Origin of the sequence: Corallococcus sp. EGB (assembly GCF_019968905.1) — a bacterium.
In the GTDB taxonomy this organism is placed as follows: Bacteria; Myxococcota; Myxococcia; order Myxococcales; family Myxococcaceae; genus Corallococcus.
The window spans coordinates 7,102,660-7,115,684 of sequence record NZ_CP079946.1 but is presented as its reverse complement, the minus strand read 5'-3'; the positions used below and the strand labels follow the sequence as shown (position 1 = coordinate 7,115,684).

General features: G+C 70.4%; 9 protein-coding genes. 4 read left to right on the top strand and 5 right to left on the bottom strand.

All coding sequences use genetic code 11. The features are described 5' to 3' along the window. Positions 1–6: 6 nt before the first annotated feature. The gene (locus KYK13_RS28935; protein WP_223636105.1) at positions 7–1,551 is read right to left on the bottom strand and encodes an FAD-dependent monooxygenase; all 1,545 of its coding nucleotides are present in this window, start codon (positions 1,549–1,551) and stop codon (positions 7–9) included. After that, complete coding sequence (locus KYK13_RS28930) at positions 1,541–2,863, bottom strand: amidohydrolase family protein (protein WP_223636103.1); 1,323 nt, start codon at positions 2,861–2,863, stop codon at positions 1,541–1,543. Before KYK13_RS28930 ends, KYK13_RS28935 begins: the two co-directional genes overlap by 11 nt. A gap of 204 nt (positions 2,864–3,067) precedes the next feature. Between KYK13_RS28930 and KYK13_RS28925 the strand changes: the two genes are divergently transcribed. Continuing rightward, a complete protein-coding gene (locus KYK13_RS28925; RefSeq protein ID WP_223636100.1) occupies positions 3,068–3,667 on the top strand; it encodes an SRPBCC family protein in 600 nt (199 codons plus the stop codon). A 57-nt stretch (positions 3,668–3,724) separates the two neighbouring features. Here KYK13_RS28925 and KYK13_RS28920 read toward each other — a convergent pair whose 3' ends face one another. From KYK13_RS28920 to KYK13_RS28910, 3 genes are all read right to left on the bottom strand, one after another. Then, positions 3,725–6,952: a type 2 lanthipeptide synthetase LanM family protein gene (locus KYK13_RS28920; RefSeq protein WP_223636097.1), complete on the bottom strand. Its 3,228-nt coding sequence runs from the start codon at positions 6,950–6,952 to the stop codon at positions 3,725–3,727. 116 nt (positions 6,953–7,068) lie between these two features. Continuing rightward, positions 7,069–7,299: a mersacidin/lichenicidin family type 2 lantibiotic gene (locus tag KYK13_RS28915; protein WP_223636094.1), complete on the bottom strand. Its 231-nt coding sequence runs from the start codon at positions 7,297–7,299 to the stop codon at positions 7,069–7,071. 202 nt (positions 7,300–7,501) lie between these two features. Next, a complete protein-coding gene (locus KYK13_RS28910) occupies positions 7,502–8,437 on the bottom strand; it encodes a hypothetical protein (protein WP_223636091.1) in 936 nt (311 codons plus the stop codon). A gap of 384 nt (positions 8,438–8,821) precedes the next feature. Between KYK13_RS28910 and KYK13_RS28905 the strand changes: the two genes are divergently transcribed. From KYK13_RS28905 to KYK13_RS28895, 3 genes are read left to right on the top strand one after another with little or no spacing between them, the layout of a single operon-like run. Further along, positions 8,822–9,622 carry an efflux RND transporter periplasmic adaptor subunit gene (locus KYK13_RS28905; RefSeq protein WP_223636088.1) on the top strand — a complete coding sequence of 267 codons (801 nt, stop codon included), beginning with the start codon at positions 8,822–8,824 and terminating at the stop codon, positions 9,620–9,622. Next, entirely contained in the window at positions 9,619–10,566 is a 948-nt protein-coding gene (locus KYK13_RS28900; protein ID WP_223636085.1) for an HlyD family efflux transporter periplasmic adaptor subunit, read from the top strand. The genes KYK13_RS28905 and KYK13_RS28900 overlap by 4 nt, the downstream gene beginning before the upstream one ends. After that, positions 10,556–12,754 (top strand): peptidase domain-containing ABC transporter, encoded by a 2,199-nt coding sequence (locus KYK13_RS28895; RefSeq protein ID WP_223636083.1) that lies wholly within the window; start codon positions 10,556–10,558, stop codon positions 12,752–12,754. The genes KYK13_RS28900 and KYK13_RS28895 overlap by 11 nt, the downstream gene beginning before the upstream one ends. Positions 12,755–13,025: the final 271 nt, after the last annotated feature.

Here is a 13,025-nt window from a genome sequence, read left to right as displayed (position 1 = left end):
TTCGTTTCAGCGAGGGATGGCCTGCGGCTCGCGGCTCGTGAACCACCTCGCCGCGGCGCGTGTGATGTCTTCGGGATCGGGAGCCGTATCGCTCGCCCAGGCAACGAATCCATCCGGCCGCACGAGCACCGCGCTCAGTCCAAGGCGATTCCTGGCGTCGCTGGCCACGTACCGGACCTGGTCGCCCCAGTGGCCCTCCAGCGCCTGGAGCGACGGCTGGCGGTCGAAGTCCAACAGCACGCCGTTTCCAGCCCGGAGCAATGTGCCGAGCCTCGTTCCGTCCTCGAATTCGAAGTCCGGGCAGCTGCGGCCCACCAACGGGTGCTCACCGCCGAGGTCGTAGCGCAGCGATACACCCCAGAGGCGTTCAGCGAAGTAGGTCGCACCGTCGCGCGTCTCGAGCAGGTCGCGGAGGATGGCTGCGAGCGCGCGGGAACGGGGGGTGGGGTGCATCAGCGCGACCTGGGCCCGCGTCCAATCGAGGATGCGCGCGCCAATCGGATGCCGCTCGGCGGTGTAGCTGTCGAGCAAGCCATCCGGGGCATCGCCTCGGAGGGTCGCGGCGAGCTTCCACCCGAGGTTCATGGCGTCCCCCAATCCGAGGTTCAGCCCCTGTCCGCCAAGCGGTGAATGGATGTGCGCGGCGTCGCCCGCCAGCAGCACCCGGCCCTTGCGGTAGGTCGTGGCCTGCTGTGAGCGGTCGGTCCAGGTGGTGGCGACGTGCAACGCCGTGACGGTCACGTCGGTGCCGGACACGCGCCGGAGGACCGCTTGCACGTGCTCGAGGGTGATGGGCTGGGTGCGATGGAACGCGCCGCCGTCGAAGTCGACCATCGCGATCGCCCCGCGCTGCATCTGGGTGTACGTCCCGGTCGGCGTGGAGACACGACCGATCCGGAGCTTCTCCGGATCGGCGAGCTCGACCTGGACCGAATAGCCCGTGAGCTCAGGCCCGGTCCCGACGAACTCGAAGCCCCCTTGCTTGCGGATGGTGCTGCGGCCGCCGTCGCACCCCACGAGCCAACGCGCGCGAAAGCGCTGCTCGCCGGCCCTGACGGTGACGTCATCGTTTGATGCCTCGAAGCCTTCGACACCCTGGCCGCGCTGGAGCTCCACTCCGAGGGAGAGTGCGTGAGCGGCGAGGACGCGCTCGATGTGCTCCATTTCGACCCCCAGTTGGGTGTCGGCCGGGCCCGGGAGATGGTACGTCCACCGCGACGCATCGATATTGCTGTAGTCGAATGGGATGCCCGCGAAGTGGCCGCCCGGGCCGCTCCGCTGTGCGCCGGACGCGACGGCTCCAGGTCTCGGTTGGCCAGGGTCACCCCCGGTAGGACGTTGCGACGCAATCTGTTCCAGCAGCCCGCGCCGGTGGAAGGCTTCGATGCTGGGGCCCCAGAGCCCCCGCCTTCCAAACGGGAACCGCTTCAGGGGGGAGTGCGGATCCTCCAGTTGTTCGAGCACCAGCACGGAGCGCTTCGCGAGCCGCAGCTCGCAGGCCAGGAACAGGCCCACCGGGCCAGCCCCTGCGATGATCACGTCATGGACCAAGGGGGCCTCCAGGCCCGGGGCTGGGCCGGGCGCCCGCGAGCGTATCGACGCCGGCTCGGTCAGCCGCCGCGCGGACGAAGAGTAGCTTGCCCGCGCGAAACGTGCACTTCACGTGGGTGAACCGCCGGACGTCCGCCGCGGGATCGCCGTCGAGCACCACCAGGTCCGCGTCGAAGCCCGGCTTGACGCGGCCGCGGCGCTCGCTGGCGCTCCAGCGTGCCGCGGGGGCGGTGGTCAGTGACGCGAGGATCTGCATCGGCGTCAGCCCCGCGTGGGCCATGAGGACGTATTCGCGCGTCGGATCCCACTCGGTCATGTATCCCACGTCGGTGCCGAACAGGACCTGTCCGCCAGCGCGGGAGAACGCGGCGAGCTGCCGCTCGGCATCGCCCACGATGCGCTCGGTCACCTCCGCGGGCACCTGGGCCTTGGCGAGCTCGTAGCCCCAGAGCTGGAGCGTCGGCACCACGGACACGTGGCGCTCCACCATCTGGTGGATGAGCTCGGGGCTCCACGTGGACTTAGGCGGGTCGATGGTCGTGTGCACGACGACGTCCACTCCGGCCTGCACCGCGGCGCTCACGCCTTCGGGGTCCGTGGGATGCACCATGACCAGGCCCTTGTGCGAGTGGGTCTCCTCCGCCACGGCGCGCGCGATGTCCGCGGACATGCGGCGGATCTCTCCGTGCCCCTGGGGCGTGGCGACGAACAGCTTGGTCCCGCCCGCGCCGTTCTCGAAGTTCTTCCGGACGATGTCGCGACCCTCCTCCGCCGACGCGGGCTGCGCGAGCTGCCGCAGCAGCTCGGGCGGCAGGTCCCGCAGGTAGAAGGGGATGCCGTTCTCCGGATACATCGGGGAACCGACGGTGAGGACTTCCGGCCCCTGCAGCTCGCCGCGCTCGATGCGCTGGCGGAGTGCCCCGGTGTTCGCGGGATCAGAGCCGGTGTCGACGACGGTGGTGAAGCCGAAGCGCGTGGTCATCCCGCTCAACGGCGGCTGGAGCTCGGTGCTCGGCCGGCTGGCGGCCCCGGCGAACGCGGGGTCCGTGAAGTGGACGTGGCTGTTCTGGAAGCCGGCGGTGATGACCCCGCCGCTGCATGCGTCCTCACGGCGGAGACCCGCTGGCGGAGCGTCGGACGCGGAGCCAATGGCCTCAATCTTCCCGTCGCTCACGAGCACCCAGGCGTTGTCCACCGGGGGCTGGTCCGGAGCCACATAGAGCCGCGTGCCGGTGAGGAGCCAGCGATTGGCGGCCGCGGGATGCTGCCGCGACGCGCAGCCCGCGGTGGCCAGGCAGAGAACCAGTGCCATTCGTTTCATGAAATCCACCTCCGTGGAGCCGCACCGTGCCCCCGGGAGCGGAACCCGTCAAATCGGCGTGGCATCCCGAACGTCGACAATGCCCCTGTGATTCCGGGGGTTTGTGCGAAGTTCCAGGAAAAGCTCCGGACGTGTCGATTTGCTGGGGGCTCGTTCGACGCGTTGGAAAGCCCTCGTTGGAATCAGGAGTTCCGCATGCTCAAGAAGATCCTGCTCGGTGTCGGCGTCGTCCTCGTTGCGTTCCTCGGCTTTGTCGCGACACGTCCGTCCACCTTCAAGGTGGAGCGCTCCACCACGGTGAGCGCGCCGGCCGACGTGGTGTACGGATTCGTTGCTGACTTCAACAAGGTGGGGGCCTGGTCGCCGTTCCTGAAGCCCGACCCTGCCCGGAAGGACACCTACACGGGCACTCCCGCCACGGTGGGCCACTCGGTCGCCTGGGCCACCAGCGACGGCTCCAGCCAGGGCAAGATGACGATCGTCGCGCTCAACCCGCCCGCGCAGCTCCAGCTCCAGCTCGACTTCGTCAAGCCGTTCGAGGTCACCAATGAAACGGTCTTCCGGTTCGAGTCGGCAGGGGACGGCACCCGGGTCACGTGGGTGATGAGCGGTCAGAACGGTTTCTTGAGCAAGGCATTCTCCGTGTTCATGGACATGGACAAGCTGGTCGGCTCGGACTTCGAGGCGGGGCTCGCCGCGTTGAAGAACCTCTCCGAGGCCGAGGCAAAGGCGGCGGCACGGACCGTTGAGGCCGCTGCTCCGGCCGGGACGGTGGCCACCGACACGGTGAAGTAGCCGCCGTATCGGCCGGCGGGTGGGGAGGCGGACCGGTGCGGTGGCCCGCCGTCCCTTTCAGGGCGCGGATGAAGGGAAGGGGCCGCGGCGGGGAGCCTGCAACGCCAGCACGGACGGCACGACGTCGGGCGCGGCGAGGCGCAGGAGCCCCATCCCGATGCCGGCCAATCCCAGCATCAGCCCGGGGGCCTCGGTGAACCGGGGCAGGCCACAGCGCCATGTCCCATCGAGGCCCTGCGCCAGCACCCGCGCGGCTCGCGAGCGCGCGGCCTGCTTCCAGGCCTCCTCGCCCAGCACCTCTCCCGCCAGGTGCAGCACCTCCAGGTTGCCCACGTCCCCGTGGCAGAGGCAGTGGCTGCCGCCGAAGCCCTCTCGCTGCACGGTGGCGAGCCCCGCGCGAAGCTCGTCGCGCAGCCGCGCATCGTCCAGGTGGCGCAGGGACAACAGCCGGGCCAGGGCGCCGCCCGCGGCCCCGTTGCACCAGGCCGTCATGAAGCCGCCGGGCACCATCGGCTCGCCGTTCTTCGACGTGCGCAAATCCTTCCAGTTGCCGCGCTCCGGAACGAACAAGGCCCGTTCGAAGGCGAGGCCCTGGCGCGCGGCCTCCCGGTAGCGCTCGTCGCCGGTGAGCGCGGCCAGCTCCAGCAGGGCCCAGATGAAGCCGGATGCGCCGTGGGCCAGGCCCGTGAGCGCGCGACCCGCCGTGGGCACCACCCAGGCGCGGCCTCCGTGCTCGGCGTCGCTCGCGGTCTGGAGCATCCGCTCTCCGCACCGCCGCGCCAGCCGGAGCGCCTCCTCGCTGCCGGTCTGCTGGTGGAGCCGCATCAGCACCAGCGCGGCCCCCGCGACGCCCGCGACCAGGTCCAGCGCCGTGTCCGCGTCGATCCTCGCCTCCAGCGAGCCCAGGCCCGCGTGGACCTCCTCCAGCAGCGCGGCGTCGCCCAGCGCCACGGCGAGGTGGCTGAGGACATAGACGTGCGACGCACGGCCCGAGAAAGCCCCCACGCCGGGAGGGTGCTGGGACTCGGACGCGCGCCACGCTTCGCGCACCGGCATCGCCGCCCTGCGCGCCAGCGACCTGAAGTCCTCCCGGCCCGTCACCGCCGCCAGGTAGCCGAAGAAGAGCGCCGGGCCTCCGACGCCATCGAAGAGGTCCGTGTGCAGCGGGGAGAGTCCCCACCGGCGACGCTCCAGGTCCTGAAGGCCCATTCCAATCCAGCCAGCGTCGTGCGTGCCATGGATGGCTTGGGCCGCCAGCCGCTCGCCCAGTTGGATCGCGCCAGCCAGGCACGCCTCGGGCATGGCGGGAGGGGGCAGGGTGTCTCCGGTGGTTGGCCCCGGCGCGCGGGGCATCGGCTCCTGCTCCCGTTCGAGCGTCACCAGTGACTGACGGATGAGCGCCACCTGCGCGGCGCAGTCCTCGGCGCTCAGGGACTCCAGCAGTTGGAGCGAGCCCTCCAGGGCGGGGCGCGGCAGATGATCCGGGATGCAGCGCCCCCGGCTGTCCCAGACGTGGCGGGAGCCGGGCCGGGCGGTGAAGACGGGCACGTCGCCCAGCCGGAGGTCCTCGTGCTCGGAGGCCGTGAGCCGCGCCAGCGCGGGGCGCACGCGAACCTCCGCCCACAGCTTGTCGAGCAGCTGATCCCTGTCGAGCGCGTCGCGCAGGAAGTCCGGGTGGAGGCCCTCCTGGAGGAGGAAGCCGTAGCGCATCGTCGCGCGGGCGATGTGACGCACCTCCACGTCCCGGAAACCTTCGAGTGTCCGCGCCACCGTCTCGCGATGCTGGAGCAGCAGCGAGTAGGTCTCCTGGAAGCCCTCTTCGATGCACGCCGCGAACGCGGTGACGTCCACGGGCTGCCCGTGGAGCAGCGGGCGATTGTGGGCCGCTGCCGTGGCCGGCTGCCGGCGGACGACGTGCAGGGTGTCCCGTGCGCGGTCCTCCAGCGTGGGCGCGGCGTAGGGGAAGAGCTGACCGGCCTCGCCGCCCAGCCCGCTCAGGTCCACGCCGGCCTGGCCCTCCCTGCCGAAGAGCAGCGTGGGCAGCAGGCCGCTGCTGATCACGGACCGCTCGAGCAGGCGCGCGGCCCGGGACATCGCCGTGTCATCGGTACGAGGGATGGCCAGCTGGTGGAAGAGCCCCTCCAGGTCCACCAGGACGGGGAACTCCCCGGCGGCGAGGAGGTTGCCGGAGTGGAGGTCCACCCCGCGCAGCAGATACACCAGCGCCAGGTGGCTGCCCTGACGCCAGTAGAAGCGCGCCACGGCGTCGCGGTCCTCGCACCCGCCGGTCTCCACGTACTCCACCCAGCCGTGCGACTCGCGCGTGAGCACCTTCAAGCGGCGGTGCGGACGGCGCAACCCCCAGCGCTCCAGCTGCTCCAGCAGGTCCTGGTAGCGCGCTTCGATCTCCAGCGACCGCGGCTTGTAGACGACGCGCAGTCCGGAGCGGAAGGTCAGCAGCGCCACGCTGCGGCCCTCGCGGTGTGAGTCGCCCGCTCCGGCGCGCACCTCCACGAGCGGGCCCGGATCCACGCCCGCGTCCAGCAGGGCCACCAATGCCTCGCGGTCCTCCGCCAGGCGCGTCAGCAGCTCCAGGCTCGTATGGAGCCAGCGCTCCAGGTGCGTCACCAGCAGTCGCGCCAGGACCGGGTACTCCTCCAGGAACGCGGTGAGCCGGCCCGGGGCCTCCAGGGCGTGCAGGGCGAAGTGCTCGAAGCGCGCTTGAGGCGTCTCGCCCACCAGCTCGCCCCGGAGCCGGGCCACGTTGAGCTCCAGCACCAGGGACCGGGTCGCGGCCTGGATCAACCGCTGCTCCAGCGCCTCCACGAGCCAGGCCACGGCGCGCGCGTCCAGCAACGTGTCCGCGGCCCGCTTCGTCCGGGCGGCCAGTGCCGCGATTCCGGTGCGCAGCCGGCGAAGGCCCAGTTGGAGGAACCGGCGGGTCAGGGACGGCACACGCATCCGCGGGCCCGCGTCCACGGGGGGCGGCAGGACGACATCGGCCGCGCGGTCCGCCAGCACTTCCTCGAGGAGTGGCCGCCACGTCAGGGCTTCGGGCCGCGCGGTGCCCGCGGCGAGCCTGCGCACGAAGGAGGCCGCGTCGAGTCCCACGCCGCGGAGCCGCTCGTCGAAGGACGCCTCATCGCCCAGCGTGCTGCGCCGCCACGCCTGGTGGCGCGCCTCGGCCTTCTGGAGCGCCGGGGCGGAAGGGTCCGCATCCGTGGCCTCCCGCTCATGGAGGAAGGCTGCCCGTTCCCACGCACCCATCTTCGAGCCCTCACGCATGCACGCACTTCACGTCCGGCGGGACGTGGAAAAAGACAGGCGCGAGGGCCGGAGCCCCCGCGCCTCGGGTGAAACGGGAGGGCTCCCCGTGGGAGCTGCCCATCACACCCCGTCCCTCAGCACACGAACGTCAGGTTGGTGCAGATGTACTCACAGGAGTTGGTGGCGGTGAAAAAGTCGCCTACGTCCTTCAGGCCGCCAACGACGTCCAGCAGCTCGGACTCGTTCAGCTCGTTCAGCGTCGCGCCCGAGGGATTCGCGGGCAGCTGAGCGCGCTGCTCGGCGGTGAGGCTCTCGCGGAACGACGGGTCCTTCCAGGCGCGGATGATCAGGTCGGGAGTCATCATGGTGGGGCCGCCTCCTTGTGACGGCCCGCCAAGGGTATCTCGCGCAGTCCGGTCGCTTCAAACCTCTCCAGCATTTCCATGTATCAGCGAGTGACGCGGACATGAGTCGCGAATGCCTCACTTTTCCCGGAGCGCTGAAGGGGGGCACATTCAGTGAAGTGCCCGGCCGCTGTGAAGCTTTGAATGAGTCAGCGGTGGAGGCTTAGTAGGTCCCCCAGCGGGAAGGCAGAGGGCCGCTCCATTGTGTCTGGATTCCCGGAGTCGTCAGCGGTGAGGCGCCACTGATGCGCATGATGCTGGTGCTCGCGTTGAGGTCGGACCAGTTCACGGAGATGTTCCGGCAGTAGCGGTCCTTGGCGAAGCCCGTGGTCATGTCGTGGATGCAAGGGGTGGAATCCCAGACACGGTCCGCCTGCAGGCGCTGGACGGCGGCGACGATGCTCGAGGGCATCTCCCCGGAGGCTCGGACGAAGGGAACGCCATCGACAGGCGTCCCCTTGGACGAAATCAATTCAAACACCTTGCCTGAGTAGCTCAGCGTGCCTGGCATGCTGAAATCCCAGGCACTGGCGCTGAACGGGGATGTCTGTCCGCAGGAGGCCGGATTGCCAGGAGCGTCGGTGCAGGAGCCACCGAGGTGGAGCACGAGCACGGCGCCTGTCTCCACCGTATAGCCCTGGGGAAAGGTGAAGGTGAAATCCGAGTTGGTGAGCTCCTGGAGGGAGATGCCCGCCAGGGTCCCGCCGCTGACGGCCACCAGCTCGATGAGGTCCTGCGGGAGGTCGGGGTTGATCTCGGTGATGCGGAGCGAGGCTTCCGGAGGAGGCGGCCCACCGCCATCCACGCTGCCCGCATCCGCTTCGCCGGCATCCGTGGAGCCCGCGTCGGGAGTCCCCGCGTCGGGAGTCCCCGCGTCGCCGGAGCCCGCGTCATCCGAGCCCGCGTCATCCGCGCCCGCGTCATCCGCGCCTGCGTCATGGGGCCCCGCGTCTGGCGCGGAAGCCTGAACGCAACGCTCTTCAACACAAACGATGTCGGGGCCTCGGGACGCACAATCCGTTGTGTCCGTGCACTCCGGGGAGGAACAGGCGGAGACGAGCGGGAGCAGTGCAAGGGCTGCGAATCGCGGACGAAGCATGGGATGACCTGGATGCGCGGTGGGGGGCAGAGACTGAATCGGTGCGCCGAACATACGAGAAATGGGGCGCGGGTGAAGGGGGCGCACGAAATGGAAAGTGGCGCCGGGGCCCGCCGAAGTACAATGCGGCATCCGGGGGATGCCGGGCTGTCCGGCCTCGAACCTGGATTGTCACAACGTGTCTCATCTTCTTTCGTTTCAGTCCCCGGCTCCCGTGCGCTCCGCACCCCGTATGACTCCCGCGTGATTTCACGACGCACGACATTGGCGCTGAGCTTTGGTGCTCTGGTCTTCCTGGGGGCGCTCCTGCTCATCCGCTGGCACGGTGGCCGCGGAGCCGTCGCTCCGAGAGCGCCGGCCTCCTCTCCGCAGTCCGGACCCCGCGTGGCTGGGACGACGCCCCATCGCGAAGGATTCCTCGGCGTCATCGTCGCCAGCGGCAGCGTGGACGTGGCCGCGCGGATGGAGGGCACCGTCGAGCGCATGAACGCGCAGGTGGGAGACACCGTGCGCCAGGGCGCCGTCCTCGCCCAACTGGACACGCGGGCCCTGCAACGGGAGCTGGCCGTGGCGCAGGCGTCGCTCCAGGCGGGCGAGGCGGAGCAACACATCGCCTCCATCGCGCTCACGGAGATGCAGGAGCGGCTCCAGCGCCGGGCCGATCCGCGGCAGCGGGCCCTGGGCGCCCTCTCCGAGGAGGAGGTGGCCACGGCTCGCTACCAGGAGCAGACCGCCGTGGGCCGCCTGCGCGCGGCGGAGGCCGTCGTGGCCGAGCGCAAGGCTCGGGTGGCGCAGATCTCCCAGAAGCTCTCCGATGCCTCCGTGCTCGCGCCCTTCGACGGACAGGTGGCGAACCGCTACCTGGACACCGGCGCGATGGTGTCCCCCGGCCGCGCCCTCTACCACCTCATCCGCTCCGGGGCGCAGCAGGTGCGCTTCGCCATCCCAGAGGACCAGGCGGCGGACCTCACCGTGGGGACGCGGCTGTCCGTGGAGGTCCCGTCCCTGAAGCAGATCCTGGAGGGCAGGGTGGCGCACGTGGCGCCAGAGGTGGACGCGGCCTCACGCATGATCCTGGCCATCGCGAGCGTGCCCCGCGAGGACTCCTCCGCGCCGGTGTCTTCGGGCGTCGTGGTGCGGGTGTTCGTCCAGGTCGAGGCTCCTTCCCAGGCGGCCACGCCATGACGTCCCGGCCGAGCCCGTTCCGCAAGGAGGCGCTGGAGTACCGGCAGCGGGCCCACGCGGAGTCTGGTGGGGACGTCTTGCGGATCAGCCCCGCGTGGACCCGGTGGGCCTACGGGTTGCTCGTGGGCGTGATGGTCTGCTCGCTGCTCTTCTTCTGCGTGGGCACGCTCTTCGAGTATGCGTCGGGCCCCGCGCTCATCCGCGTGGAGGGCAAGACGGACCTGACGGTCGCGTTCTCCGGCGTGGTGCTGACGGTGGACGTGCAGCCCGGTCAGCGGGTCGTGGCGGGCCAGCCGCTGGTGCACTTCGCGTCCGAACAGGAGCAGGGGACCCTGGCGCGCATCTCCCGCGAGTTCGAGCTGCAACTCGTCCGCTACCTGCGCGACCCCACGGACGAGGGCGCGCGCCAGGCGCTCACGGGGCTTCGCGCCGAACGTGAGCTGGCCCAGGCCCGTCTGGAGGAGCGCACGCTGCGGGCGCCCCACGCGGGCGTCGTGGGGGACGTGCGGCTCCAGCCCGGGCAGTACATCTCCTCGGGCATGCGCGCGCTGTCGCTGTTGGGAGATGACGCGACGGTGGCGGTGCTGGCCTTCCTGCCGGGCCAGTACCGTCCGCTGCTCGTGCCGGGCATGGACCTGCGCCTGGAGCTGCAGGGCTTCGCCTACGAGTACCGCGACCTCGTCATCGAGTCCGTGGGTGATCAGATCATCGGGCCTGGTGAAGCGCGGCGCTACCTGGGCCCGGAGCTGGCGGATGCCATTCCCCTGGAGGGCGCGCTGGTGCTCGTGCGCGCGCGGCTGCCGCTGCGGACGTTCGTCCGCGAGGGGCGGACCTTCAACTACTACGACGGCATGCCGGCACGGGCGGAGGCGCGGGTGAAGGCGGAGAGCATCCTGCTCACGCTCGTCCCCGGACTGAAGGAGCTGCTCCCCCATGGCGGATGAGACGGGACGGGGACTCGTGGAGCGCTTCCCCGCGCTGAGGCGGCTGCAGGAAGCGGCGCGCGGCCGGCGCATCCCGGAAGTGCGGCAGATGACCGCGGCGGAGTGCGGGCTCGCGTGCCTGGCCATGGTGCTGGGCTTCCACGGCCGGGGCGTGGGCCTGGACGAGGTGCGGCGGGTGACGGGAGCCGCCCAGGCCGGGCTCGCGGCGGCGCACCTGCTGGCCGCGGGGCGCACCTTCGGCCTGCGGGGGCGGGGCGTCTCCATCGACCTGGACGGCGTGCCCTTCCTGCCCCCGGCGGCGGTCCTCCATTGGAAGTTCACCCACTACGTCGTCTTCGAGCGGTGGACCCCCGAAGGCGTGCACATCGTCGACCCGGAGCAGGGCCGACGCTTCGTGCTCATGGAGCAGTTCCGCCAGTTCTTCACCGGCGTGGCGCTGCTCTTCGAGCCCGGCGAGGGTTTCGTGCGCGGCCCGGGCAAGGCCCGGCGCATGTCCCGCTACGTGGAGAAGTTCGCGCGCCAATCCCAGACGCTCACGCGGGTGTTCGTCCTGTCGTTGATGTTGCAGGTCCTGACGCTCTCCATCCCGCTGCTGACGGGCCTGGTGGTGGACCGGGTCGTTCCCCGGGGCGACTACCACCTGCTGCTGGTGCTGGGCGTGGGGCTGGGCGCGCTGGTGTGCTTCCACCTGCTGACCTCGCTGGTGCGCAGTCATCTGCTGCTGGAGCTGCGCACGCGGGTGGACTCGGACATGACGCTCGGGTTCCTCGAGCACCTGGTGTCACTGGCGTATCCCTTCTTCCAGGTGCGCGCGGCGGGTGACCTGATGGCGCGCCTCAACGTCACGTCCACCGTGCGCGAGGTGCTCTCCTCCAGCCTCGTGTCCACGCTGCTGGATGGCCTGCTGGTGGTGCTCTACCTCGTCATCCTGGTCGTGGCGAGCCCCGGCACGGCCCTGCTGGTGGGCGGCCTGGGCGCGCTGCAATTGCTGGTGTTCTGGGCGTCCCGGCGCCAGCAGCGCAGCCTCCTCGCCCGGAACCTGGAGCTGGAGGCGCGCAACCAGAGCTACCAGATTGAGATGCTGACGGGCATGCAGACGCTGAAGGCCTTCGGCGCGGAGCAGCGCGCCGTCCAGCACTACTCCGGCCTCTTCGTGGACGTGCTCAACGTCACGCTCGCGCGAGGCCGGCTGACCGCCTGGGTGGATGCCCTCTCCGGCACGCTGAAGTTGAGCGCGCCGCTGCTGCTGTTATGCCTGGGCGCGCTGCAGGTGCTGGAGGGCAAGCTGAGCCTGGGGACGATGTTGAGCCTCAACGCGCTGGCCGTGGCCCTGCTCACACCACTGGCGAACCTGGTGGCCACGATGGGGCAGCTGCAACTGGTGGGCAGCTACGTCGAGCGCATCGACGAGGTGCTGGACACCCCGGCGGAGCGCGACACGGCACGGCCGGAGGCCCGCGTGGACCTCCAGGGCCGCATCGAGATGGAGCGCGTGTCGTTCCGCTTCAGCCCCCTGTCGTCCATGGTGGTCCAGGACGTGTCCGTGCGCATCGAGCCTGGGCAGCTGGTGGCCATCGTGGGGCGCTCCGGCGCGGGGAAGAGCACGCTCGCGAACCTGCTGTTGGGGCTCTACCTGCCCACGGGCGGACGGGTGCTCTACGACGGGGTCGACCTGTCGGAGCTGTCCTTGAGCGCGGTGCGGGGACAGGTGGGCATCGTCCTGCAGGAGCCGTCGTTCTTCGGGACGACCCTGCGCGCGAACATCGCGCTCAGCGACCCCTCGGTGCCCCCGGCGCGCATCGTGGACGCGGCGAAGCAGGCGCAGATCCACGATGACATCATGGCCATGCCCCTCCAGTACGACACGCCGCTGGCGGACCGGGGAATGTCCCTGTCCGGGGGGCAGCGGCAGCGTCTGGCATTGGCTCGCGCCCTGGTCCGGGAGCCGAAGATCCTCCTCTTGGATGAAGCGACGAGCGCCCTGGACGCCGTCACGGAGCACCGGGTCCAGGATGCATTGGCTTCCCTGAACTGCACCCGCATCGTCATCGCGCACCGGCTGAGCACCATCCGCAAGGCGGACCTCATCCTGGTCATGGAGAACGGGCGCATCGTCGAGCAGGGGCGCCACGAGGCGCTCCTGCAACAGGAAGGGAACTACGCCAGGCTGGTGGCCGCGCAGCTCTGACGCCCTGCCTGTGCAGCCAAGGCCCCTGGAGCCGGGGAGATGTGCCAGGGGCCGCGAACATTCGAAAGGGCCGTGCATGCTTGGATTCGTCGTGATGTTGGGCGGGGTCATCTTCCTTCCGGGGCCCGGATTCTTCGCGCTCGGGCTCAGCGCCCTGCGAAGGGCTCCCGCGCTTCAGGGGCCATCATGACGGCCATTGGCACCGCGACGATGGGGTTGACGATCGGGGTCGTGATCTGGAACCGCTACGTCATCGACCACACGGACTTCT